Genomic DNA, 24,016 nt, shown 5'->3' on the forward strand with positions numbered 1-24,016 from the left:
TTGTAGCTATCCTGTATTTTGCTCACAAATTTATTGAAATCATATCACAAAAAGGCGTTGAATGAAACACCTCTCTTCATTCAACACCTTTTCATTTTACCTCTATTTTTTTATTATCTTCCATTCGCTGCATTATCCACAGCATCTCCAACATCTTCTACAGCGTTGCCCACACCTTCACCAACATCACGGACACCATCAGCTACTCCATCACCTAATTCTTCCACACCTTCTCCGAGAGCACCGGAAACGGAATCGTTATTGTCTGTCACATTATCACCGGGAACATCTGCATCTCCGGCAGTGCCTGCCTTATCTGGTACTGCGGTATCAGCAGTTCCAGCTCCGTCTGCACCATTATTTACGCTGTCGCCCGCGTCATCCACCATGTTTTCATCCTCTGCAGTTCCATTCTCCACGTTATCCTTATCAATGGCGTCCTCATTTGCATTATTTTGAACCTCATCCGCTGCATTGTTATTGTCATTTCCACAGGCTGTAAGCATACATAATGTAAATACCAGCAAAGTACCTATGAGCATTCGTTTCATTTTTTTCATCTCATCTGTCTCCTTTTCTTATTTTCAGCTGAAAACACGTTACTGTCCACTTTCGCGAAAATGACCGTTCCGCCTGGCGGAACTCAGCCTGCGAACAGTAAACATTGCTGTATGCTTCTAATATGTACAGATGAGAAAGAAACTATTCTGGAAGAAATTTACATTTTAAAAATCCATCAATCCGGACATTTCCATTCTTCACTTATCACTGTTGTTTCCGCACGATCCTGCCGCTTTTGGAATTTCTCCACACGTCATGGGCTACCGCAATCTCTCCGCCCACCAGCACATAATCAAATCCTGTACAATACTGGTTTGGATTCTGGAAATCTGCATGAACGCTTAACTGGTCCAGATGAAATACATTGATATCTGCGGGCATTCCTTTTTCCAGGGTACCCAGAGGGAGACCCAGCACCTGCGCCGGTTTTGCTGTCATCTTATATACAGCATCTTCTATGGAAAAAATCTTTTTATCACGCACGTAAGCAGTAAGAAGCTTCGGAAAAGCCCCGTAAACTCTGGGATGATATTTGCCCCCTGCGGGATAGATCGCATCTGAGATCAGATTTGCCCGGCTGTCTTTCAAAAAATACAGCATGTCCTCCTCTGAGGCAATGGTATCCAGCATGGTAACCTGGCAGCGCTCTTCCAGGAGAATGTCATACAGGGTATCATAAGGATCCTGTCCAAACTGCTCTGCGATCTTCGCAATAGACTGTCCTGCAAAGCTACCGAATTTCTCCGTATGTAAAGTGCTGGCATAGATCATATCAAAGCCAGCCAGCTCCACAATGTTCTCAAAAATATCGGAAGGCTGCTTCAGCACCTTCGTAATCTCCTTCCTGCAAAACGGATCTGCCAGCCTTGCGCAGATTGCATCGGTACCGCCCTCCTGAAACTGTGGGGGAAGAAGATGTACCAGCTGGGTGGAACCAGTCAGATAGGGATACAGGTCAAAATCCACCTTCACGCCTCGCTCTGCCGCCTGGTCAAACAGCTTCAGGATTTTCACCGGAGTCCCGCCCCAGTTTTTCCGCCCGATACACTTCATATGGCTTACATGCAAGGGAATCTGCAGCTCTTCCGCCACGGAAATCACTTCCTGCAGAGCCAGCAGGATTCCATCTCCTTCATTTCGGATATGGGTGGTAATGGGAATGTCCGTCCCCTTCAAGGACTGCAGTGCTTCCACAAGCCCATCTCTGTCATATTCAAATTCCGGGGCATAGGCAATTCCAAGGCTGATTCCAAGCGCTCCTGCTGACAGAGCTTCCTCCACAGCCTTCCACACCTGATGTAATTCTTCCTTGGAAAGCTTCCCGGAAGCATAGCCTTTTACACTGGCGCGGATGGTTCCATTTCCTGCAAGCATTCCAGTGTTGACGCTGCGCTTTTCTTTTCCAAGAGCTGACATGTAGGCGGACATGGTTGACATAATTCTAAGAGCAGCTATCTCGATTTCTTTCTCTGAAATTCCGCAAGACTCCTCTTTCTTTTTTGAGAAAAGTACACCTTCGGTATCATCTGTATTTTCATCTTTTCCCCAACGAAAATCCCCAGTCACACTGCTGAGAAATCTGGCAATCTCTTTCCCAAATTTCTCCCCGGCCGGAGCCACCGAAAGCCCACAGTTTCCATTCACAACAGTCGTCAGTCCCTGCCGGTTCAAAAGCTCATCATCCCCGTTTCCAAAGGCCTGCCAGTCTCCGTGTCTGTGAATGTCAAGGAAGCCGGGGGTTATATAACCACCGGCCGCATTCAGAACACGCTCTTTTGGAAAATCGGCTGGAATCTCCACATGAGTTCCCACTTCCGCAATTTTCCCATTTTCTATTACAAGATCTCCATGAAATGGCTTTTCCTTTTTCCCATTTACGATCCAGCCATCTTTGATTATGTAGTCCATCCCGAATTACCTTTCCTCAACTTTCCTGATAAACTGACGAATACGATCATTCTTCGGATGCTCAAAAAACTCTTCCGGAGGCGCATCCTCCACGATCACGCCATCTTCCATAAACAAAATCCGATCCGCTACTTCTCTGGCAAAATTCATCTCATGGGTGACAATGACCATGGATACTCCTTCCGCTGCTACTTTACGGATAACACTTAAGACCTCTCCAACCAGTTCCGGATCCAGTGCACTGGTAGGCTCATCAAAAAGGATCACTTCCGGATTCATAGCCATTGCTCTTGCGATCGCAACCCTCTGCTGCTGGCCGCCGGAAAGATTCTTTGCCATTGCCTCTTCCCTGCCTTCCAGCCCAACCATTTTCAGCAAATCTTTTGCCTTTGCAATTGCCTCCTGTTTGGGAACTTTTTTCACATGGGCCGGTGCCTCGATCACATTCTGCAGCACACTCATATGGGTAAAAACGTTAAATCTCTGGAAAACCATTCCAATATGCTGCCGCAGCTCATGCAGCGCCTGACCGAAATTCACAGGTTTTCCCATATAATTGATTTCACCGCTGTCGTAGGTTTCCAGCTGGTTGATACATCGAAGAATTGTGGATTTACCAGAACCGCTAGGACCAAGGATTGCAATCTTTTCCCCTTTATGTATGTCAAAACTGATTTTCTTCAGCACCTGAAGATCCCCAAAGCTTTTGCTGATATTTTTTACACTTAAAATAACATCTTCTGCCATTTATGCCATCCTCCTTTCCAAAACTCCTGCAATCTGGGTAAATATAGTTGTCAGGATCAGATATAATACCGCAACAGCTATGTACGGCTCAAAATAATGGAAAGAATTATAAGCGATCAGGGTTCCCTCTCTTGTCAGCTCTGTCAAAGTGATGGCGGACAAAATAGAGGTATTTTTGATGGTGGCAATAAACTGGTTTACAAGAGGAAGAATGCAGATCTTGGTTGCCTGTGGTGCCACAATTCGAAGCATTTCCAGATGCCAGGGCATTCCAAGTGCTTTGGCTGCTTCTCTCTGCCCCGGGTCAATAGCATGGATACCGGAACGGACAATTTCTGCAATGTATGCGCCTGTATTTAAAGACATGGAAAGCACACCTGCTGTCATAGCGCTGAAAGTAATGCCCAGGTTTGGCAAACCGAAATAGATCAGAAATGCCTGCACCATCAGCGGGGTTCCTCTCCAGATCCAGATGTACAGCTGTGCCAGTCTGGATACCACTTTTATGTGGCTGTCCCTCATCAACGCAAGCACAACACCCAGAATCGTACCAAAAATAAGTGTGAGAACCGATATTTCCATCGTCACTGCGCATCCCTGGAGCAGTGATGTCATTTTATCAAATACAAGTGACCATTTCAATGTTACCATACTATTTCCCCTGTGGCCAGTAATTATAGCCGGTTTATCCTTTCTTCCTTACTCTTCCGGTATTACTGGTCACGGAGTGACCAGTAACGCGCTTTCTGCATAGAAACATATCTGTGTTTTATTGTAACTGTTCAGTCCTTGCACTATTATGCTTTATTCAGCGGTTTCCGCATCTTCTGCTGCAGCTGTTTCTTCTCCCTCGCCGGAAGCATCAATCCATTTTGTCCAGAGTGTATCATAAGTGCCGTCTGCATAATACTCGTCAATACATTCATTGATAAATGCAAGCAGATCATCTTTTCCCTTCTGTACGGCGATGGCGTTCTCTGCATGGGTAAATGGATCACACACGATCTTGGCACCTTCATATTCCTGAGAAAGAATCTTCTGGTTCAGAAGATCGTTTACCACAACATCCACACGGCCTGCCAAAAGGTCAGATACGCATCCTACTGTATCCTTGTACTGAACAATCTCATAGGAAACATCCGGATTCTCATCCAGGAAGCTCTGTGCTACGTTATAAGAAGTTGCCCCCTCTTTTACGGCAACCTTCAGACCATCGCAGTCAGCCAGACTCTTAACGGTATCTGCATACTCTGAATCTTCTTTCACGGCAAGGATCATACCACTGTCACAGTAGGATTTGGACATATCCACAACCTCACATCTTTCGTCTGTCTTATACATTGCTGCAATGGAAAAATCATACTCCCCATTCTGGATAGAAGGAACAATGGACTGAAATTCCATATCTGTCACTTCCATGTCAACTCCAAGCTTGTCTGCAATATACTGTGCCAGGTCAATATCAAAACCTACAATATTGTCGTCATCATCTCTGTATTCAAATGGTACATAAGTTCCGGTTGCGACGGTGATCACACCTTTCTCCTTAATTGCTTTAATATTTTCACCGTTTTCCCAGTCAACTGCTGCCGTGTCCTCTGTGTCTGTACTCTCTGCGTAAACCGGGGTAAAAGCTGTCATAATCATAGAAGCTGCTGTAAGAAGTGCCATTGCTTTTGCTGTTTTTCTCATAATAATTTCTCCTCTCTGACTCTCGCCGGTACAGATAGTCTTCTGTTATCGTTTCCAAAGTGGACAATAACAGCCTGCGCAGTTATGCTATCCCGATTTCCAGCTTTACTAACGCAAAAAGGACCGCCCTGTGGCAGCCCTTTCTGCATGGCAGAAATGCGATATTGCATTTCTCTCTTATGAAGTTTCGGTACGTTATGGAAACAAGTGCAAAAATGCTTTATCAGCAAATACTCTGACCTGCCATACCATAAACGCAAAAAACGGAGCAAACTCTCTAAGTAGTTTGCTCCGTTGCAACTTATGATGGAATTATAGCAAACACATTGCTATCTGTAAATCCATAAATTCAACAATTATTTTGTATGCATTTTACAATTTTTGTATATTTCTGTTAACCTTCGATCACGTTGCTCATATCATATCTTCCAGCTGGTTTTCCGGCAAGATATTTCGCTGCTTCTACAGCACCCTTGCCAAATACAGCCTTAGAATATGCTGTGTGCTTAAATTCGATCACTTCATCCGGTCCGGCAAAAATCACTTCATGCTCGCCGACAATAGAGCCTCCGCGAACTGCGGAAATACCGATCTCCTTAGCGTCACGTTTCTCTCTTCTCTGGCTGCGGTCATATACGTAATGATACTGGTTGTCCATTGCCTCGTTCAGACTATCTGCAAGGGCAAGAGCTGTTCCGCTTGGTGCATCCACTTTCAGGTTATGGTGCTTCTCTACAATCTCCATGTCAAAACCAGCTGCTGCCAAAACCTTAGCTGCATCCTGAACCAGTTTCAAAAGAGTATTGATTCCAAGGGACATGTTGGCAGATTTCAGAACGGCGATCTTTTTTGCACTCTCCTCTACTCTTGCAAGCTGCTCTTCACTTAAACCTGTGGTGCAAAGAACTACCGGCATATTTCTCTTCTCGCAGTAGTCCATCAGCTTATCAAAAGCCTTCGGGGAGGAAAAATCGATAACAGCATCTGCTTCCACCTGGCAATCGTCAATGTTTGTGAATACCGGATAGCTGTTTTTCCCCTGGTCTGCAATGTCGATTCCTGCTACGATCTGGGCATTTGCATCTTTCTCAACAATATTGGAAATAACCTGTCCCATATGACCGTTACATCCGTGCATGATAATTTTAACCATTTTTATTTTTTCCTTTCTTACTGTAAATTAACGAGCTTGTAAAAATTATTTCAATAATCTACGCGCTCTGTTTTTCCCTGCTTACATATTACAAAGAAATCCCGTCAGCCAGCTGTCAGATAATATGCTGCTGCACACCAGAGCTGACAGGCTCTGTCCGGGATTTCAACATTATTTATGCAAGCTTAATTCCATAATCAGCAAGAGCTTTTTTCAGTCTCTCCTCGTTCTCCGGCTCCATCTCACAAAGAGGCATACGGGTCGGTCCGACTTTCCAGCCCATCAGGTTCAGGGCAGTCTTAACCGGAATCGGGTTTACCTCGCAGAACAGTGCATTGATAAGAGGAACAGCCTCAAGCTGAAGTCTGGCAGCACCAGCAAGGTCTCCCTCCATAAATTTCATAACCATGTCATGTGTATTCTTCGGAGCAACATTGGATAAAACAGAGATTACTCCAAGTCCGCCAAGGGAAAGAATCGGAAGTACCTGGTCATCATTTCCTGAATAAAGCTCGAGAGCTCCGTCAGCCATGGACATCATCTTGGCGATCTGGGAAAGATCTCCGCTTGCAGCCTTGATTCCCACAATGTTCTTCACATTCTTCGCAAGAGCAACTGCTGTAGCAGGCTGGATATTGCAGCCTGTACGACTTGGCACATTATACATAATGATCGGAGTTTCCGGTACAGAATTGGCAATCTCTGTATAATGACGGATAAGACCCTTCTGGCTTGCCTTGTTGTAATATGGAGTCACGATCAGAAGTGCATCAGCGCCATAAGAAGCAGCTTCCTGCGACATCATGACTGCAGTCTCTGTGCAATTAGAACCGGTACCTGCAATAACAGGAACTCTTCCAGCTACCTTGTCAATTGCAAATTTGATGGTCTGGAGATGTTCTCCGTGTGTCAATGTAGAAGACTCGCCTGTAGTGCCGCAGATAACGATTGCATCTGTGCTGTTCGCAATCTGATATTCCAGAAGTTCTTCCAGTTTCTCATAATTTACCTTTCCATCTTCATGCATCGGGGTTACAATTGCAACGGCTGCACCTTTGAAAATTGCCATATTATTTCCTCCTATTCATCTTTATCATGAGTTCTGCTCTCTTCCAAGAGTGGTAATGGTAGTCACACTGTCCACATAATCCAAAATGCCAGGGTCTACCCGATTTCCTGTAAGTATCAAATGCATAGATTCGTCCTTCTGTTTCAAAAGCCCGACAACCATATCAACAGTAGCAATATGCTTATCCAGAAGTCCCAGAATTTCATCCAGTACCAGGAAATCACATTCCTGTGTAGCAATCACTTTACGGGCAAAATTTAAACCATTGAGAATATTGCGCTCCTCTTCAACCTGCTCTTCCTCATTCAACTGGTCGTAACAGGTCTCCATCTTTTCGAAGCGGAAGATCTTGATATCCAGCTGATCCAGTTCTTCCAGAAAGTCCAGCTCACGCCGTTCATTTCCTTTCAGGAACTGAATGATGATCACACTTTTGCCCTGAGAAGATGCCCGCAGTGCCTGACCAATTGCCAGTGTGGTCTTACCTCTGCCATTTCCGCAATATACTTCTGTTATTTCTTTTTCCATACTGATTCCTCTTATTGTTAAAAATAATGTTACCGTCTGCCATAGATCAATAACATTCCTCGCAATGCCGTCTCCGCAAATGATACCGTTCATTATATTCCAGATATCGCGCTTTGCAAATAAGAACCGCAAACTGCGCCATTTTTAATATGCTTATATTACCGCAAAACCAGCAGAAATGCAAGCAGAAGAAACTTGGAGAAAAATCGGGCTGGTTGCCTTCCATAAAGTAACTGGCAGACCATGGCGTATTTCCCGCCACTTCGGTTGGTTTACACATACTCCAGCTTGCTCACCGATACCTCATAAGCGATTCTCTTCTGTGTCTCATTTTCCCCGATGCGCTTCATGTATTCCCTGCTTTGGATCCTGCCCCAGATCAGTACATGACCGCCCACTTCAAAGGCTGAAGCATAGCGGGCATTTCGTCCCCAGCAAATACACGGTATGTAATCTGATTTTCCATAAGGTCGGTTCACTGCAAGAAGCAGATCGGCAATCTCTCTTCCCAGCGGTGTTTTCCGGTAAACAGGCGGCTTACAGATATATCCGTCCAGGAAAATCTGGTTTACCGGTGCCAGAGAATCCTCTTCTTCCAGAAATTTTAATTCCCGTGCAAATGCGGAAAGCACCAGCCGGTTGTGTTTTTCTTCATGACGGTTATAGGAACGGAACTGTCCGTGAATTTCCACATACTGTCCCACGTAATCCTGGGTAACGTCCACCAGCCTTTCAGATACCATCACCGGAATCCTGTCTTCAGAATCGCTAAGCCTCTTTACCAGAAGATCCATGGTATAAAATCCTTCTCCGTAAACCTGGTGGCTGAATGTGAAACCTGTAACGATTTTTCCCGTGATGGAAACCTGATTGTTTTCAATAATTTTATCTGCCATGTTGTAGTTCTCCTTCCTTATTTTCACTTTTTTCTGCAGACATATAATACTTGTCTTACTTGTTGGTCTATAATATCTATGAGAAAATCACCCTGTTTAGAACCAGAAATTTAAAATATTTTTTTCATAGAAATTCAAAAATTTTTTTCAACACCTTGTAATTCGCGAAAAATGTGGTAAACTGAGGTTTTGGACAATATAAAGAAGAAACTACATTAATATGGAAAGAAAGAGGCAGAATCCCTCTGCCCGATAAAGAAAGGATTTCGATTTTTATGAAGACGAAACGCGAAGATGTACGTAACGTAGCCATCATTGCCCACGTTGACCATGGTAAAACCACTCTGGTAGACCAGCTTCTGAAACAGAGCGGTGTTTTCCGTGCCAATCAGGAGGTTCAGGAACGTGTCATGGACTCCAACGATATTGAGAGAGAGCGTGGTATCACAATTCTCTCCAAGAACACAGCAGTTCATTACAAAGACACAAAGATCAACATTATCGATACCCCAGGACATGCTGACTTCGGCGGCGAGGTTGAGCGTGTACTGAAAATGGTAGACGGCGTTATCCTTCTGGTTGACGCTTTCGAAGGCGCTATGCCTCAGACCAAATTCGTTCTGAAAAAAGCTCTTGAGCTGGATCTGCACGTAATCGTCTGCATTAATAAGATAGACCGTCCAGAAGCAAGGCCAGACGAGGTTGTTGACGAGGTTCTGGAACTTCTTATGGATCTTGGTGCTTCCGATGAGCAGCTCGACTGCCCATTCCTCTATGCATCTGCAAAAACAGGACACGCTGTTCTGGATCTGAAGGATACACCAGAGAACATGGAGCCGCTGTTTGAGGCTATTCTGAAATACATTCCGGCTCCGGAGGGAGACCCGGATGCAGACACACAGGTACTGATCAGTACCATTGATTATAACGAATATGTTGGACGTATCGGCGTTGGTAAGGTTGAGAGCGGCACTATTGCCGTAAACCAGGAGCTTACTCTTCTGAACCACCACGATCCGGACAAAAAACAGAAGGTTAAGATCAGCAAGCTTTATGAGTTTGACGGTCTGAATAAAGTTGAGGTAAAAGAGGCAACTATCGGATCAATTGTTGCAATTTCCGGTATTGCTGAAATTCATATCGGAGATACCCTTTGCGGCGGAGATAACCCGGAGGCAATTCCATTCCAGAAGATTTCTGAGCCGACTATCGCCATGAACTTCCTGGTAAATGACAGCCCGCTTGCAGGACAGGAGGGTAAATACATCACCTCCCGTCATCTCCGTGACAGACTTTACAGAGAGTTGAACACAGATGTCAGCCTTCGCGTAGAAGACACTGAGACAACTGAGTGCTTTAAGGTTTCCGGACGTGGTGAGCTTCATCTTTCCGTTCTTATTGAGAATATGAGACGTGAGGGATATGAATTTGCAGTCAGCAAGCCAGAGGTACTTTACAAAATTGATGAACGTGGCAAGAAATTAGAGCCAATGGAAATTGCCTACATTGATGTTCCGGAGGAATTTTCTGGTACCGTTATCCAGATGCTCAGCGAGCGTAAGGGTGAACTGCAGGGAATGAGCACTGCAAGCGACGGTTCCGTTCGTCTTGAGTTCCACATTCCTTCCCGTGGACTGATTGGTTTCCGAGGAAATTTCCTTACTTCCACAAAGGGAACTGGTATTATCAATACTATTTTTGATGGCTATTCTCCATATAAGGGAGATTTCCAGTATCGTAAACAGGGTTCCCTGATTGCTTTCGAGGGCGGCGAGGCTGTTACTTATGGTCTGTTTGCAGCTCAGGAGCGTGGTACTTTATTTATCGGACCTGGTGCAAAGGTTTACAGTGGTATGGTTATCGGACAGAATGGCAAGGCAGAGGATATCGAGCTGAATGTCTGCAAGACCAAGCATCTGACCAATACTCGTTCCTCTTCTGCTGATGAGGCACTGAAACTGACTCCGCCAAGAGTTCTCAGTTTGGAGCAGGCTATTGAGTTTATCGATACAGATGAGCTTCTGGAGGTTACTCCAAGCAGCCTTCGTATCCGTAAGAAGATTCTGGATTCCCGTGATCGTAAGAGAGCTTCTATTAAGAAAAATGCGTAAGGGATTATAAGAAAATAGAGCAGATAGATCTTAGGTTGAGTAAGATTTATCTGCTCTTTTTGTATATAGCAAGCTCTAAAGCTCTTTCTTTAGTTTATAGAAGTCCTTCACAGCCTTCCAGCCAATTTTCACAATCTTCTTCACATTAATGGAATTAGTTCCGCCCTGTCTGGGTTTGAAGGTGATTTCAATGAATTTAACTTTCTCATTGTAATGGACGAAGTATGTTGTAAACATAATGTTGGGGATGTTGAAATCTTCTGGGAGTTTGTCGATATATTTGGCTACCAGGCTGGATTTCATCAGGCGGTACGGCGCATTGGCGTCGGAAACTTTTACACCGAAGATCATTCTCAGCAGAAAGCATACAACATTCTCTACGAATTTTCTGGATTTTCCGTCGCCACGGACAGCGCGGCTGCCGATTATTGCATCATACCGGCCCCTCTGGTTCCAAAATGGCTCGAATTCGTCTGGATTGGTCTGACCGTCGGAATCAGTCTGGAAAATATAATCGGCTTTCTGCCGGATGGCGTAGCGATATCCATAAAGTACTGTAGGACCGTGACCGCCGTTTGGTTTATCCAGTGGGACAAGAAGGGGTCTTGTAGCGGCACATTTCTGCAGAAGTTCGTAGGTGTTGTCTTTACTTCCATCGTTAATAATCACCAGTCTGGAATTTCCCTCGTCGTTATGACGTTCCACTACTGGGTACCACTGGTCAATGGTTTTCTCAATATTCTCCGATTCATTATATGCCGGAATTACGATATATAAACTGGACATAACTTCCTCCCATTTACTGATTTTTCAAACAGGCTTTAAGCTTTAACAGCATATCTTTAACCGTACTTTATATATCATATTGTAACTGTTCAGTACCTTCACTGCTACACGCTTCGCGGTACACAGAAATCATGCTTTCAGCCCAAATTCTTCTGCTAATTTTCCAAACTGGGGCAAAGAGTTCATAATCGTGTCATACGATACACAATAAGCCAGTCTTACATATCCAGGGCAGGCAAAGGAGCTTCCCGGCACCATAAGGATATTGTATTTTTTGCCAGCTTCGCAGAAGGCTTTTTCATCTGTAACTGGAGATTTCACGAATAAATAGAACGCTCCCTGTGGCTTAATACATTCAAATCCCAGTTCTTTCAGTCCATTGTAAAGAGCAAGGCGGTTCTTGTCGTAAGCTGCCACATCTACCTCTGCATCTACGCATTTCGCGATTACTTTTTGGATCAGGGATGGAGCATTTACGCAGCCGATAGTACGATTAGCAATGGCTGCTGCTGCGATCAGTTCCTCGCTTCCGTCTGCCTCGTCTGGAATAACCAGATAACCGATACGCTCACCTGGAAGAGAAAGGGATTTGCTGTAGGAATAGCCTACGATTGTATTTGCATAATATTTTGTCAGATAGGGTACCTGTACGCCGTCATAGGCCAGTTCTCTATATGGCTCATCAGAAATCAGGTAAATCACTGTGCCAAATTCTTTCTGCTTCGCTTCCAGAATTGACGCAAGTTTCCTGATTGTTTCTTCTGAATAAACAACTCCAGTCGGATTGTGAGGAGTATTCACAATGACAGCACGGGTCTTCGGTGTGATTTTCTCCTCAAATTCCTTCAGATTCGGCTGGAATGTGGTAGTATCCGGTGAGATTTCCACAAGATTGCCGTCATAATTGCGTACATATGCACCATACTCCAGAAAATAAGGTGCAAAAACGATCACCTCTTCTCCAGGATTCAGGATTGTCTTAAATGCTACGTTCAATCCGCTGGCTGCACCAACTGTCATGATCAGATTTTTTGCTGCAAAAGAAGTGCCAAATCGACGGTTCAGGGACTCTGCAATTGTCTGGCGAACATCCTCGAATCCTGCATTGCTCATATAGCCATGGAGAACTGTCGGCTCTTCCTCATTTACCAGATCAATAATGGCCTGACGAACACAATCCGGTGCGGGAACACTTGGATTTCCAAGGCTGAAATCAAATACATTTTCCGGTCCGTAAATCGCGCGAAGGCGATTGCCTTCCTCGAACATCATACGGATTGCAGAATTGTTTTTTACATATGGTTTCATTTTTTCTGCTATCATTTTATGTCACTCCTCTTTTGCTTATTTCTTATTAAGATTTCTCTATTATTTCGTCTTATTTTTCCCAAATATAATCCATCCTACAAGTCCCAGCACCAGCAGACTCACAATCATCCACACGGTCAGCACAACCGGTCCCTTCGGGCTGAACATATCATAATATCCATTCAGATAAATCACAACTACAATCGCCGGAATCACATACAGCATGTATTTCTGTACGTTTGCAGGGAATTTCAGCCCTTCTCCGGTATCCGCCTCTTTAATAAAGCGCTTCCAGCCCCAGCCATATTTGGACACGCAGAACATTACAAATACTACAGAACCCAGTGGAAGAATATTATTGGATACAATGAAATCTTCCAGATCCATGATGTTCGTTCCTGCTCCAAGCGGCTGTATTCCTGACAAAATGTTGAAGCCAAATACTGCCGGCAGAGAAAGAAGGATCATTGCCACCATGTTGACTATAACAGCTTTTCCACGGCTCCAGCCTTTTCTGTCCATTGAATAGGATATAATATTCTCGAAAACCGCAATTACAGTAGACAGGGAGGCAAAGGACATAAGTAATATGCAGAGATTCTCCCAGAAGGGATCTATCCTTTCCAAGATAGCTTCCGAAAATCGTCATAGAGCCTGCACCAATACTTAATGAAAAAAATGCCTGCGACAGTGCCCCAAAGATCACATTTCCGATTCCGATCTCGGCCATAGCGGCAAAATCCGGCACCAGGTAAAATTTCACTCCCTCCATCGCTCCGTCAAGCGTAAGAGAATGAACTGCAAGCACTACGATCAGTGCCAGAAGACATATCATCATTACTTTTGTGATTTTCTCCAGGCCACGCTGCACTCCCAAAGAGCACACTCCGAAGGATAAAACAACTACAATGATCATCCATAAAGTCATTGTACCAGCTGAGTCCTGAAGTCCTGTAAAATAGTCCGCTACCTGTGCAGAATCCTTTCCTGCCAGCTTACCAGATGCCATTGCATAGCAGTAATAAAGCATCCAGCCGGCAACCATGGTATAGAACATCATCAGTACATAATTAGAAACCATGCTCATGTAACTGAAGTTGTGGAAATTGGCGCCCTCTGGCTCCAGATCATGAAATGCCCTTGCCGTACTTTTACGGCTTGCACGTCCTACAGCAAATTCACATACCAGTACCGGAAGTCCTAACAGCACCAGAAATACCAGATAAATGAGAATAAATGCTGCACCGCCGTATTTCCCTGCCATGTATGGGAATTTCCACACATTTCCCAGCCCAATGGCGCATCCTGCAGAGACCAGGATAAATCCCAGCCGTGATCCAAATGTTTCTCGTTCTTTCAAATCGTCCCACTTGTTTTCTTTTTCATTTTATAGTGCCTGGCAGCTGCACCTTCCAGGCTTTGTTTTTGTTGGAAAGTAATAAAAAGGACCGGTTATATCCAGCCCTTTTTCATATTTTTCCCGATATCTTATTGTAACGCGCCCACACTTTTATGTCAACGCTTTTATGTGATGGGAATTTGACGTTTTAAAGTCGAAAATAAATCATTGGTGATAATTTACGATTTTTTTCGCAGTAACAGAGACCAATGTATTGGTGTCCGCAAACTTTTATACATAAAAAGAACAGTCTCACCTTAAACACCATTTTCCAGGCAAAACTGTCCTCTTTCATTATTCCTTAACTTTTCACACTAAGTCTCACCAGCGCCCTCTGCAGCTTGGCTTCTACGATCTTGTACTCCTTATCGGAGAGACCACCCTTGGCCAGCTTTTCCTGGGCACGCTCTTTGGCTTTTCCAGCGCGGTCGGCGTCGATGTCCTCCTGCCATTCCCAGGTGGTTGCAAGAAGACTGCAATTGCCATCCATTACGGTGAGCATGCCGCCGATGCAGGCAGCACTGCGGCTGGTGCCATTCTCCAGTATCACATGGGCCTCGCCCATTCCAAGAGCGGTACAGAAGTTGCAGTGTCCTGCCAGGATTGCCAGATCACCGGTAATGCTGCGGCACACAATGCGCTGCACCTCTCCCTCAAAAAGCAGGCCGTCGGGGGTACCGATTCTAAGGGGAAATGTCCTCATAGGCAGCCTCCTTTACTGATTCTGGTTATTTTTTGCTTTCTCAAATACATCGTCAATAGTTCCGGCAAACAGGAAGCAGCTCTCTGGAATACTGTCGCACTCGCCATCCAGGATCATCTTAAATCCACGGAGAGTCTCTTTCAGCGGAACATACTGTCCCGGCATACCTGTAAACTGCTCTGCAACAGAGAAGCTCTGTGACAGGAATCGCTGCACCTTACGCGCGCGGCTTACTGTCAGCTTATCCTCTTCTGAAAGCTCATCCATACCCATAATTGCAATAATATCCTGCAATTCTTTATAACGCTGCAGAACTCTCTGTACTGCACGTGCAATCTCATAATGCTCCCGTCCAACTACCTCCGGGGAAAGGATACGGCTGGTGGAATCAAGCGGATCCACTGCCGGATAAATACCCTGGCTGGCGATCTCACGGGAAAGTACGGTGGTCGCATCCAGATGGGTAAATGTGGTAGCCGGAGCCGGATCTGTAAGGTCATCGGCAGGTACATAAACAGCCTGTACAGATGTGATGGACCCCTTTCTGGTAGAAGTAATACGTTCCTGAAGAGCACCCATCTCAGTAGCCAGAGTTGGCTGATAACCTACAGCGGAAGGCATACGTCCAAGAAGTGCGGAAACCTCTGAGCCAGCCTGTGTAAAACGGAAAATATTATCAATGAAAAGAAGCACGTCCTGATTCTTCACATCACGGAAATACTCTGCCATAGTCAGTCCGGAAAGACCAACTCGCATACGTGCTCCCGGCGGCTCGTTCATCTGACCATAAACCAGTGCAGTTTTGTCGATAACGCCGCTTTCCTTCATTTCATTGTAAAGGTCATTACCCTCACGGGTACGCTCTCCAACACCTGTAAATACGGAAAGTCCGCCGTGTGCTGTGGCAACATTGTGGATCAGCTCCATAATAAGAACTGTTTTGCCAACACCAGCACCTCCGAACAGACCGATCTTACCACCTTTTGCATAAGGGCAGATCAGGTCAACAACCTTGATACCGGTCTCCAGGATCTCAGTTGCCGGCATCTGCTCCTCATAGGATGGTGCCGGACGGTGGATTGCCCAGTGCTCTTTCGTCTCTGGTGCCGGAAGATTATCTACCGGATCACCAAGAAGATTAAATACTCGTCCAAGGCACTCTTCTCCAACTGGAACCTTGATGGGTTCACCAGTATCTACAGCCTTGGTTCCTCTTACCAGACCATCGGTGGAATTCATGGCGATACAGCGTACCGTATTATCCCCGATCTGCTGAGCAACCTCTGCTGTGAGCTTTGTGCCTTCATGATCAATTTCGATGGCATTGAGAAGTGCCGGCAGCTCGTCATGCCCGAACCGGATATCCAGTACCGGACCGATTACCTGCACCACCTCGCCAATGTGTTTTTCGCTCATTTAGCAATCTCCTTATAGATTGAAGGGTAAAATCCTTCATAATCATCATTATTTCTGTGACTGACCATCCGAAAAATCCATATAGTGATATTTCGTTATATTTTTCACTATATCTTATTTTTTGTCCAGCCAGCACGCGGATGAATATTCTATAAACGCAAAATATCAACTAATATTGTAAGTACTGTCTCTTTCATGGCAGCAATATATTTTGCACCTATCCTATACTCCCTCCGCACCTCCAACAATCTCTGTGATCTCCTGCGTGATGCTTGCCTGACGTGCCCGGTTGTAATGCAGATTCAGCTTCTCGATCATTTCCTCGGCATTGTTGGTCGCAGCCTCCATGGCGGTACGTCTTGCAGCCAGCTCACTGGCAACACTCTCACAAACCGCGCCATAGATCAAACCGGCCAGATACTCCGGAACAATGGCATCAAATACTTCCGACGCATCCGGCTCATACAGAATCAGATTCCGGATGCTCTTTGTATCCTGTTTATCTGTCAGGTCCTTCAGAGGCAGCACCGGAATCGCTGATGGCTGCTGGGAAAGCATGGAAACAAACTTTGTATAACAAAGATCAATGTGTCCAAATTCTCCCTTCTTAAATTCCCCGCAGAGCAGATTCGCCATCTCAAAGCAGTCTGCAACAGAAACATCGGCAATTTCGCCAAAGCTTTCTGTAACACAGGCAAATCCATTTCGCTTCGAATACTCCACAGCCTTTTTCCCAATGGGAAGAACCAGGAAATCCTGATTCACAGAGGCTGCTTCCAGACATTTAAACAAGTTGGTGTTATATCCGCCAGCCAGACCACGGTCTCCGGCGATCAGTACATAGCAGCACTTCTCATTCCCGGATTCTCTGGCATATACAGAAGAAAAATCTGTATTCCCCTGTGCAATATCCACCAGAGTCTGATGCATAGTCTCAAAATAGGGCCGGCAGACTTCCGCCCTTTCTTTTGCTTTACGCAGTTTGGAGGATGCTACAAGCTCCATTGCCTTGGTAATCTGCATAGTGCTCTGCACACTTTTGATCCGCAGCTTTACCGCTTTCATGTTTGCAGCCATAAAAAGTCCTCCTTGTCACAATTTATTTCTCAGGTCTTGTATTTACAAAATTCTCAGTATACTGTTCCAATGCGCCCTTCAGCTTCTCTTCTGTCTCCGCAGATAATGCACCTGTGGAACGGATTTCCTGCATTGCAGCAGCACCCTGTGCATCACTGTCAATCCAGGTATAAAGACCAGCTTCATAGGTTCTTACATCCTCTGTAGCAACCCTGGAAAGGATTCCCTTGGTTACTGCATAAAGGATAGCTACCTGCTTCTCAACTGGAACCGGCGCATTCTGGTTCTGCTTCAGAACCTCCACAATACGGGCTCCCTGCTCCAGTCTGGCTTTTGTATCAGCATCCAGATCTGAACCGAACTGTGCAAAGCTCTGCAGCTCTCGATACTGGGAATAAATCAGCTTCAAAGTACCGGCAACCTTCTTCATTGCCTTGATCTGTGCATTTCCACCAACTCGTGATACGGAAATACCAGGGTTTACAGCCGGCATAACACCGGAATGGAACAGCTCTGTCTCCAGGAAAATCTGTCCGTCTGTGATGGAAATAACGTTAGTGGGAATATATGCGGAAACGTCTCCTGCCTGTGTCTCGATGATCGGAAGTGCAGTCAGGGAACCGCCGCCGTGTGCCTCATCCAGTCTTGCGGCACGCTCCAGAAGTCTGGAATGGAGATAGAAAACATCTCCAGGATATGCCTCACGTCCCGGTGGACGACGGATCAGCAGGGAAAGTGCACGATAAGCAACCGCATGCTTACTTAAATCATCGTAAATGATAAGTACATCTTTTCCCTTATACATAAAATATTCACCCATTGCACATCCGGAATACGGTGCAATGTACTGCAGCGGGCTGGCTTCTGAAGCAGTAGCCGCTACAACGATGGTATAATCCATAGCGCCATTTCTTGTAAGAGTCTCAACCAGGGAAGATACGGTGGAACGCTTCTGACCAATTGCAACATAGATACAGATCACGTCCTTCCCCTTCTGATTGATAATAGTATCTGCTGCCAGAGTGGTCTTACCAGTCTGACGGTCACCGATAATCAGCTCACGCTGACCTCTTCCAATGGGAACCATGGAGTCAATTGCCTTAATACCGGTCTGCAGAGGCTGGTTAACGCCCTGTCTCTCGCAGATACCTGGTGCCGGGCTCTCAATCGCCCTGTATTCACTTGTCACTACAGGTCCTGCACCGTCAATAGGCTGTCCAAGGGCATTTACAACTCGCCCGATCATAGCCTCACCAACCGGAACGGATACCACCTTTCCGGTGCGCTTTACGGTCTGACCTTCGCCAATACCGGAATCATCCCCAAATAAAACGATAGAAACACTGTTTTCTTCCAGGTTCTGCGCCATTCCGAAGCTTCCGTCCTCAAACTCAAGAAGCTCTCCTGCCATACAGTTGATAAGACCGCTGGCTCTTGCAATACCATCACCAACCATAAGAACCGTACCGGTCTCATTCTGTTTGATAGCGTTATCGTAGTATTTGATCTGACTGCGGATGACTTTTGAAATTTCTTCAGGTTTAAGCTGCATTTTCTCTATCCATCCTTATACTATAAGCTCGTTTAATTTCCTGGAAAGATCATCCAGACGGCTCTTTACTGTACCGTCCAGCTGTCTGCCCTCCAGTTCCACTTTAAGACCTGCAAGCACTGTAGGATCTGTCTTCTGGGTCAGGGTAACGGTCTTACCGCTTATCTTCTCCAGCTTGTCCTTAAGCGCTGCCATCTGCTCATCTGTCAGTGCAACCGCGCTGGTCACCACTGCAGTGGCAATGTTATGGTCCACATTGTACCGCCGTGTAAATTCCTCACAGCATCCGGAATACTCTCCCAGGATTCCGCGCTCACACAGCAGTTTCAGAAAATTCACCAGATACCGTTCTGCTTCTGTTCCAAATGCAGTATCAAGAAGTTTTGTCCTCTCTTCCTTCGGGATTGAAGGCTCTGACAACAATTTCACATAATCGGGATTCTCCCGGAAAAGCTGCCGGATTGTCTGCATCTGCTCCAGCACAGTGTCGGTAAGCTGTTCTTCAGCAGCAAGATCATACATGCTGCTGCCATATAATCTGGCAATCTGCGTCATGATGCCTCACCTACATTCGAAATAAACTCGTCGATCAGTTTCGCGTGATCCTCTTCTTTGATCTCACGCTCGATCACCTTGCCGGCAATCTCCATTGCCATGCCGCCGATCTCATTCTTCACTTCATTGACAGCTTTGCGTTTCTCCTGTGCAATGTCGCTCTCAGCCTTCTCTTTCATAGCACGGGCTTCCTGGGCTGCACTTTTCAGGATCTCCTCACTCTGGAGGGAAGCTGTCCTCTGTGCCTCTGTGACAATATCGCTGGCCTTTGCTTTGGCCTGCTGCATATTCTGTTCATACTCTGTCTTCATGGCAAGAGCTTCTTCCTTCGCCTTTGTAGCATCCTGGATTTCGGCATCTGCCATTGCTCTTCTCTTCTGAAGCATTTCATTGACAGGCTTAAACAAAAATCTTTTTATCAGATACATTTGAAGAAAAAGATTGCAGATCTGTGCGATAAACGTCCACGGCACAATTCCTACAAGTTCCTGTACCTGCATGTTCTAACCTCCTGTTGTAACTGCTACCATTCATACCGTTCCAGTATCTTACCAGTATAGAAACCAGCTGCTTTGGTGCCGTCTCTATGGAGCTTCCATAACAGCGGTCTGTGAATGGTAACGCCTGTGATACTTGTCCTTAATTATCCAAGGAACTTCATGAAGGTACCAGGTGCAACAAAGATCAGAAGCAGACCGGTTACGAAACCGTAAATACCTGTAGTCTCTGCGATCGCACAACCAAGAAGCATGGTAGAGGTTACATCACCTTTACACTCTGGCTGACGTCCGATTGCTTCCAGAGCTTTTGCAACTGCGTTACCTTCTCCAATACCAGGTCCGATACCTGCGATCAGTGCAAGACCAGCACCAATTGCACAACCAGCCAGTGCGATACCTTTTGCCAATACTGTAAAATCCATAATCAAATCCTCCTGTTATTTATGATTTCTCTTGTTAAAAATTCAATTCATCCGGAAACTGCAAAATATTTTCTGCATTTTCCGATTTTCTGCCCACTTCGTGAACATCCGCCTTCTTTACGCTACTCTTCTGCTGCATTCGCGATATACATTACAGTCAGCATACAGAAAATAAATGCCTGCATGATTCCGGAAAACCAGTCAAAATAAACTGACATAATTGCCGGAATACCAACGTCCAGGAATGGGATCTTCGACAAAACCTCTCCCACAATACCCGGAATCAGTCCAAACAGTTTGGAGCTTGCCAGCGCCAGCGCTGCATAGATCAAACCATTGATAACTACACCGGAAAGAATATTTCCAAAATGACGGCATGCCATACTGATCGGTGTGGCAATCTCAGAAAGAATATTAAATGGTGTCATAATAGGGATTGGAGTTGTAAATCCCTTCATATATCCACCGAAACCATTTGTCTTGATCTTCTGTGCCGTGATCATGGTAAATACAACAACTGCCCATGCAGCTTCTGTGGAAAGATCTGCTGTAGGGCTTCGCAGTCCTACAAGGCTGATCAGGTTGGATACCACACTGGTGGCAAAAAGCGCCGCCACAAAAGGAATCATATAGCTGAATTTCTCACCCATATTTCCGATGACGAACTTATTTGCTGTCTCCACCAGAAGTTCAGCCACAGCCTGTCTCCTGGATATTTTCTCCACTTTCAGATCATGTGTCAGCCAGATACAAAGTCCTGTGATCAACAGCATAACCAGCCAGCTTACAACCAGAGTCTCCGTGATCTGGAATTTCCCCAGGATGGGAATCTCGAACGGAAACGTATAGAATATCCTGCCACCGGTTATTTCGATATCCATGTACTCTCACCTCCTGTCATTATAAATTTGTAACTGTTCCGTACCACATCTGTCACACATTTCGCGGAGCAGTACCTGCTGAATAGTTACATAAAATTGTATATATCATTATGCGGCCTTCCTCCCCCCAATGATTCCAACTGTCTTGATCACAATGTTTGGAAAAAGCAATGGTAAGATTCCGGCTACAAACTGAAAACAGGGAACCGCAATCGCCAGAACGCCCCAGATAAGCTGAAGCATCATTCTCTGACTATAGCTGGCCTTCATCTTCGCTGCAGCCTGTTTATCGTCCTCCATGGAAACTATCTTCTGAACGGTCAGCCCCATAAGGAAAAAGTTCAGTACTGCCACCATCCCGCCAATAAATCCGGCGAGAAGCACTGTATAATCAAACGGAATCTGCTCCGGCACTGCCAGATGTCCGATTCCAAATACAGCCCACATCAGGACTACGCATACAAATGTACCAATCGCCACCTTCTTCGTCTCTTTCCTCACTGCCGGCTGCACATCTGCAAACATTTTGCTCATACAAATCTCCCTTCTGAAACGTGTTTGAAAAAGGTTTTCTGCAAAATGTACGTCACACTTTGCAGGAATGATTCCTCAAACACACTCTAATGATGTCTGTTAAATGAAACTTTATTCTTCTTTTTCTCTTTCTCTTTCTTCTGATGTCCGGTTACGGACAGGTAAAGCTTATAGGCTACTGTAAAGGAGCCTCCCAGTCCGAAAAAAAAGCCAGGAATAAAAATCCATTCTCCTATTCCCAGGCTGGTACTCATCCACCAGCAGATCAGCAGGCACAGAAGCAGAGGAGTGATAAAGGATAAGCTAAATTGACTAAGCAAAGTCATATTCTTGATAATATCTCCCCATTTTTTCATAAAAGTCTCCTGTCTCAAGTCTCATTTTATAGACAGATTTTAACACAATTCAGTATGGATAGCAACTTCTATTGTGCACATTATTTAAAAATTGACTTCCATTTTATTGCATATCGTCAATTTTTTCACACTTCAAAAAGTAATTACATGCTAACAAATTCTTGTTATTTTGTCGTTATACAATCGTTAAACATTGACTAAAATTCAGACACGGCAGGTAGTATTGTCTAGTACATTGAATATTAAGTAACCGCCATATTGACTTGTCTGATTTTTCATCTGCTGCGTTGTCGTCGGTCGCCGTAGCCACCGCTACGCCTCCTTCCTCCGCCTTGCATATGAAGAAATCATCCTGCGTCAATATAGCAGAAACTTAATTTTCGATGTACTAGAATGTGTTTGAAACAGGCTCTGGCTGCAATATCCTTTGATATGCAAAAAACTGCCTTGTATCAGCATTCCCATTCCTGGTAAATTCATGCTGTACAAAGCAGTTTCTCTTTCATAGTTTCTTATGAACCGCACTATCTTATTTTAGAGCGTATTTATAAAATCATTCTCGCAATCTGCACGCCCCGCTTTGCGACATATTTTGCCCAAATTCGTAGAGCGTGTTTGTGAAATCATTCCTGAAAATTATGACGTGCCTCTTATGAAAGCTATTTCAATTTGCATACAAATAAGAACTGTATGTAGGATCATCAATGTTTGAGGAATCAATCCATGCCGGGTCGATACGCACATTCCGCTTGATTTCCACACTCTTCTTTGGTGCTGTAGTCAAAAGTGCTGTCCAGATGGTCTGATATCCCATCGCGTAAGGCTGCTGGGAAACCACACCGACCTCTTTACCATTCCGGATAGCCTCCTGTTGTTTCGCTGTGGCATCCACACCAACCATCACAATGGAATCCTTTGTCTCATCCTTTTTCATGTCCAGATACAGATCGGCAATATCTGCATTATCGCAGAAAACACCGTCCAGCTGCGGATATTTGTCAAGAACCTCCTGCATGGCAGCTGTCATATCATCTACCTGATCCTGATAAACAATCTCCACAACTTCAATATCCGGATAATTGGTGATATAATTGGTAAAACCGCTTACACGTTCCTGAATGCTCTGCGTCTTTTCCTGCGCAGAAAAGACTGCAACCTTACCCATTTTTCCGATGGCTGTGGCTAATCTATACGCAGCGATTTCGCCCACCCTGGTATTATCCGTACCACGAAATGCACGGACCATCTTGCTGTCTGTAACACCAGAGTCAAATGCCACAACCGGGATTCCATTCTCCTTGGCAGCTTCCAGCTGCGCCTGAAGGGAATCCATATCGCTGGCAGAAACACAAAGTACATCCGGATTCTCTGCAATTACCGCATCTATGGTATTTACCTGGCTCTCCACATCTTTCTCATCGCTGGCGCCTTCAAAGGTCATGGTCACCTGATCTTCTTTCTTGAAGCCATATGCCTCGTTTACATCGGCAATTGCCTGCTCCATTCCTTTCTTAACCAGTCCCCAGAACTCTCCGCTTGTACTCTTGCTTACAACTGCCACCCGGGATCCTGCCTGGAGTTCTACAGATGTATCAATTTCAGGAATAAGAGGATCCTTTTCTTCCTGGGCTTCTTCTGTGGATTCCGTAGTCTGCCCGTCAGAGACCAGTGGCGCGATCACTTTCTCCACTTCTTCTTTCTTACAGCCTGTGAAGGTGCATAATGCAGCCAGAACAACAGCAGGTATCACTGCTACTTTTTTCATTTTATTCACTCCTCATCTGAATGTTTAAAGTTTTTCATAGAAACTTTTTATAACTATTTTTCGCAGTCTTCATCTTTGTTTAATCTTGCTTTTACAT

General features: G+C 45.1%; 23 protein-coding genes and 2 pseudogenes. 2 read left to right on the forward strand and 23 right to left on the reverse strand.

Annotated elements, in window-relative coordinates:
* Window positions 1–113 precede the first annotated feature (113 nt).
* The 9 genes from ACESTK_RS10140 to ACESTK_RS10180 form a co-directional block, all read right to left on the reverse strand.
* The gene (locus ACESTK_RS10140) at window positions 114–560 is read right to left on the reverse strand and encodes a lipoprotein (protein WP_373119680.1); all 447 of its coding nucleotides are present in this window, start codon (window positions 558–560) and stop codon (window positions 114–116) included.
* Window positions 561–765: 205 nt separating this feature from the next.
* On the reverse strand, window positions 766–2,469 hold the full coding sequence (locus ACESTK_RS10145; RefSeq protein ID WP_373119682.1) for an amidohydrolase family protein: 1,704 nt from the start codon (window positions 2,467–2,469) through the stop codon (window positions 766–768).
* Between the two features lie 6 nt (window positions 2,470–2,475).
* Window positions 2,476–3,216, reverse strand: a complete 741-nt coding sequence (locus tag ACESTK_RS10150) for an amino acid ABC transporter ATP-binding protein (protein ID WP_373119684.1) — start codon at window positions 3,214–3,216, stop codon at window positions 2,476–2,478.
* The gene (locus tag ACESTK_RS10155) at window positions 3,217–3,867 is read right to left on the reverse strand and encodes an amino acid ABC transporter permease (protein WP_118582170.1); all 651 of its coding nucleotides are present in this window, start codon (window positions 3,865–3,867) and stop codon (window positions 3,217–3,219) included.
* 153 nt (window positions 3,868–4,020) lie between these two features.
* Window positions 4,021–4,908, reverse strand: coding sequence for a transporter substrate-binding domain-containing protein (locus ACESTK_RS10160; protein ID WP_187565131.1), 888 nt, complete (start codon window positions 4,906–4,908; stop codon window positions 4,021–4,023).
* Between the two features lie 394 nt (window positions 4,909–5,302).
* On the reverse strand, window positions 5,303–6,061 hold the full coding sequence (gene dapB / locus ACESTK_RS10165; protein ID WP_118582164.1) for a 4-hydroxy-tetrahydrodipicolinate reductase: 759 nt from the start codon (window positions 6,059–6,061) through the stop codon (window positions 5,303–5,305).
* Window positions 6,062–6,236: 175 nt separating this feature from the next.
* Window positions 6,237–7,130: a 4-hydroxy-tetrahydrodipicolinate synthase gene (gene dapA, locus ACESTK_RS10170; RefSeq protein WP_118582161.1), complete on the reverse strand. Its 894-nt coding sequence runs from the start codon at window positions 7,128–7,130 to the stop codon at window positions 6,237–6,239.
* 24 nt (window positions 7,131–7,154) lie between these two features.
* Window positions 7,155–7,658 (reverse strand): cob(I)yrinic acid a,c-diamide adenosyltransferase, encoded by a 504-nt coding sequence (locus ACESTK_RS10175; RefSeq protein WP_118582158.1) that lies wholly within the window; start codon window positions 7,656–7,658, stop codon window positions 7,155–7,157.
* Between the two features lie 272 nt (window positions 7,659–7,930).
* Window positions 7,931–8,554, reverse strand: coding sequence for a single-stranded DNA-binding protein (locus ACESTK_RS10180; protein WP_118582155.1), 624 nt, complete (start codon window positions 8,552–8,554; stop codon window positions 7,931–7,933).
* Window positions 8,555–8,829: 275 nt separating this feature from the next.
* Here ACESTK_RS10180 and typA point away from each other — a divergent pair, with 275 nt between their 5' ends.
* Window positions 8,830–10,665: a translational GTPase TypA gene (typA, locus tag ACESTK_RS10185; protein ID WP_118582152.1), complete on the forward strand. Its 1,836-nt coding sequence runs from the start codon at window positions 8,830–8,832 to the stop codon at window positions 10,663–10,665.
* A 75-nt stretch (window positions 10,666–10,740) separates the two neighbouring features.
* Here the strand turns inward: typA and ACESTK_RS10190 are convergent, their stop codons facing one another.
* The 13 genes and pseudogenes from ACESTK_RS10190 to ACESTK_RS10250 all read right to left on the reverse strand — a co-directional run bounded on the left by ACESTK_RS10190 (window position 10,741) and on the right by ACESTK_RS10250 (window position 22,154).
* On the reverse strand, window positions 10,741–11,451 hold the full coding sequence (locus tag ACESTK_RS10190; protein WP_373119687.1) for a glycosyltransferase family 2 protein: 711 nt from the start codon (window positions 11,449–11,451) through the stop codon (window positions 10,741–10,743).
* 129 nt (window positions 11,452–11,580) lie between these two features.
* Entirely contained in the window at window positions 11,581–12,774 is a 1,194-nt protein-coding gene (locus ACESTK_RS10195; protein WP_118582146.1) for a pyridoxal phosphate-dependent aminotransferase, read from the reverse strand.
* 45 nt (window positions 12,775–12,819) lie between these two features.
* Window positions 12,820–14,119: pseudogene (locus ACESTK_RS10200) on the reverse strand (sodium-dependent transporter).
* 340 nt (window positions 14,120–14,459) lie between these two features.
* The gene (gene atpC, locus ACESTK_RS10205; protein WP_118582140.1) at window positions 14,460–14,861 is read right to left on the reverse strand and encodes an ATP synthase F1 subunit epsilon; all 402 of its coding nucleotides are present in this window, start codon (window positions 14,859–14,861) and stop codon (window positions 14,460–14,462) included.
* A 12-nt stretch (window positions 14,862–14,873) separates the two neighbouring features.
* Entirely contained in the window at window positions 14,874–16,277 is a 1,404-nt protein-coding gene (gene atpD, locus ACESTK_RS10210; RefSeq protein WP_373119688.1) for a F0F1 ATP synthase subunit beta, read from the reverse strand.
* Window positions 16,278–16,499: 222 nt separating this feature from the next.
* Window positions 16,500–17,354, reverse strand: coding sequence for an ATP synthase F1 subunit gamma (gene atpG / locus ACESTK_RS10215; RefSeq protein WP_118582134.1), 855 nt, complete (start codon window positions 17,352–17,354; stop codon window positions 16,500–16,502).
* A 22-nt stretch (window positions 17,355–17,376) separates the two neighbouring features.
* The gene (atpA, locus tag ACESTK_RS10220; RefSeq protein ID WP_118582131.1) at window positions 17,377–18,906 is read right to left on the reverse strand and encodes a F0F1 ATP synthase subunit alpha; all 1,530 of its coding nucleotides are present in this window, start codon (window positions 18,904–18,906) and stop codon (window positions 17,377–17,379) included.
* Between the two features lie 15 nt (window positions 18,907–18,921).
* Complete coding sequence (gene atpH / locus ACESTK_RS10225) at window positions 18,922–19,461, reverse strand: ATP synthase F1 subunit delta (RefSeq protein ID WP_118582128.1); 540 nt, start codon at window positions 19,459–19,461, stop codon at window positions 18,922–18,924.
* Window positions 19,458–19,961, reverse strand: a complete 504-nt coding sequence (atpF, locus tag ACESTK_RS10230; RefSeq protein ID WP_118582125.1) for a F0F1 ATP synthase subunit B — start codon at window positions 19,959–19,961, stop codon at window positions 19,458–19,460. Before atpF ends, atpH begins: the two co-directional genes overlap by 4 nt.
* A gap of 143 nt (window positions 19,962–20,104) precedes the next feature.
* Complete coding sequence (atpE, locus tag ACESTK_RS10235) at window positions 20,105–20,383, reverse strand: ATP synthase F0 subunit C (protein ID WP_179962564.1); 279 nt, start codon at window positions 20,381–20,383, stop codon at window positions 20,105–20,107.
* Window positions 20,384–20,505: 122 nt separating this feature from the next.
* A complete protein-coding gene (locus ACESTK_RS10240; RefSeq protein WP_195391857.1) occupies window positions 20,506–21,264 on the reverse strand; it encodes a F0F1 ATP synthase subunit A in 759 nt (252 codons plus the stop codon).
* Between the two features lie 108 nt (window positions 21,265–21,372).
* Window positions 21,373–21,798, reverse strand: coding sequence for an ATP synthase subunit I (locus tag ACESTK_RS10245; RefSeq protein ID WP_118582119.1), 426 nt, complete (start codon window positions 21,796–21,798; stop codon window positions 21,373–21,375).
* 86 nt (window positions 21,799–21,884) lie between these two features.
* On the reverse strand, window positions 21,885–22,154 hold the full coding sequence (locus ACESTK_RS10250; RefSeq protein ID WP_173717843.1) for an AtpZ/AtpI family protein: 270 nt from the start codon (window positions 22,152–22,154) through the stop codon (window positions 21,885–21,887).
* Window positions 22,155–22,705: 551 nt separating this feature from the next.
* Between ACESTK_RS10250 and ACESTK_RS10255 the strand changes: the two are divergent.
* Window positions 22,706–22,762 (forward strand): annotated as a pseudogene (locus ACESTK_RS10255) (DUF6783 domain-containing protein); the annotation flags it as partial.
* 56 nt (window positions 22,763–22,818) lie between these two features.
* Here the strand turns inward: ACESTK_RS10255 and ACESTK_RS10260 are convergent.
* On the reverse strand, window positions 22,819–23,919 hold the full coding sequence (locus ACESTK_RS10260) for a substrate-binding domain-containing protein (protein WP_118582113.1): 1,101 nt from the start codon (window positions 23,917–23,919) through the stop codon (window positions 22,819–22,821).
* Window positions 23,920–24,016: the final 97 nt, after the last annotated feature.

The sequence above is a fragment of the Ruminococcus sp. Marseille-P328 genome (assembly GCF_964249465.1).
Taxonomy (GTDB): domain Bacteria; phylum Bacillota; class Clostridia; order Lachnospirales; family Lachnospiraceae; genus Blautia_A; species Blautia_A faecis.

Bases quoted from the DNA above. Each gene is read 5' to 3' on its own strand.
- ACESTK_RS10140 (WP_373119680.1), bottom strand. From the start codon at position 560: ATGAAAAAAATGAAACGAATGCTCATAGGTACTTTGCTGGTATTTACA.
- ACESTK_RS10145 (WP_373119682.1), bottom strand. From the start codon at position 2,469: ATGGACTACATAATCAAAGATGGCTGGATCGTAAATGGGAAAAAGGAA.
- ACESTK_RS10150 (WP_373119684.1), bottom strand. From the start codon at position 3,216: ATGGCAGAAGATGTTATTTTAAGTGTAAAAAATATCAGCAAAAGCTTT.
- ACESTK_RS10155 (WP_118582170.1), bottom strand. From the start codon at position 3,867: ATGGTAACATTGAAATGGTCACTTGTATTTGATAAAATGACATCACTG.
- ACESTK_RS10160 (WP_187565131.1), bottom strand. From the start codon at position 4,908: ATGAGAAAAACAGCAAAAGCAATGGCACTTCTTACAGCAGCTTCTATG.
- dapB (WP_118582164.1), bottom strand. From the start codon at position 6,061: ATGGTTAAAATTATCATGCACGGATGTAACGGTCATATGGGACAGGTT.
- dapA (WP_118582161.1), bottom strand. From the start codon at position 7,130: ATGGCAATTTTCAAAGGTGCAGCCGTTGCAATTGTAACCCCGATGCAT.
- ACESTK_RS10175 (WP_118582158.1), bottom strand. From the start codon at position 7,658: ATGGAAAAAGAAATAACAGAAGTATATTGCGGAAATGGCAGAGGTAAG.
- ACESTK_RS10180 (WP_118582155.1), bottom strand. From the start codon at position 8,554: ATGGCAGATAAAATTATTGAAAACAATCAGGTTTCCATCACGGGAAAA.
- typA (WP_118582152.1), top strand. From the start codon at position 8,830: ATGAAGACGAAACGCGAAGATGTACGTAACGTAGCCATCATTGCCCAC.
- ACESTK_RS10190 (WP_373119687.1), bottom strand. From the start codon at position 11,451: ATGTCCAGTTTATATATCGTAATTCCGGCATATAATGAATCGGAGAAT.
- ACESTK_RS10195 (WP_118582146.1), bottom strand. From the start codon at position 12,774: ATGATAGCAGAAAAAATGAAACCATATGTAAAAAACAATTCTGCAATC.
- atpC (WP_118582140.1), bottom strand. From the start codon at position 14,861: ATGAGGACATTTCCCCTTAGAATCGGTACCCCCGACGGCCTGCTTTTT.
- atpD (WP_373119688.1), bottom strand. From the start codon at position 16,277: ATGAGCGAAAAACACATTGGCGAGGTGGTGCAGGTAATCGGTCCGGTA.
- atpG (WP_118582134.1), bottom strand. From the start codon at position 17,354: ATGGCTGCAAACATGAAAGCGGTAAAGCTGCGGATCAAAAGTGTGCAG.
- atpA (WP_118582131.1), bottom strand. From the start codon at position 18,906: ATGCAGCTTAAACCTGAAGAAATTTCAAAAGTCATCCGCAGTCAGATC.
- atpH (WP_118582128.1), bottom strand. From the start codon at position 19,461: ATGACGCAGATTGCCAGATTATATGGCAGCAGCATGTATGATCTTGCT.
- atpF (WP_118582125.1), bottom strand. From the start codon at position 19,961: ATGCAGGTACAGGAACTTGTAGGAATTGTGCCGTGGACGTTTATCGCA.
- atpE (WP_179962564.1), bottom strand. From the start codon at position 20,383: ATGGATTTTACAGTATTGGCAAAAGGTATCGCACTGGCTGGTTGTGCA.
- ACESTK_RS10240 (WP_195391857.1), bottom strand. From the start codon at position 21,264: ATGGATATCGAAATAACCGGTGGCAGGATATTCTATACGTTTCCGTTC.
- ACESTK_RS10245 (WP_118582119.1), bottom strand. From the start codon at position 21,798: ATGAGCAAAATGTTTGCAGATGTGCAGCCGGCAGTGAGGAAAGAGACG.
- ACESTK_RS10250 (WP_173717843.1), bottom strand. From the start codon at position 22,154: ATGAAAAAATGGGGAGATATTATCAAGAATATGACTTTGCTTAGTCAA.
- ACESTK_RS10260 (WP_118582113.1), bottom strand. From the start codon at position 23,919: ATGAAAAAAGTAGCAGTGATACCTGCTGTTGTTCTGGCTGCATTATGC.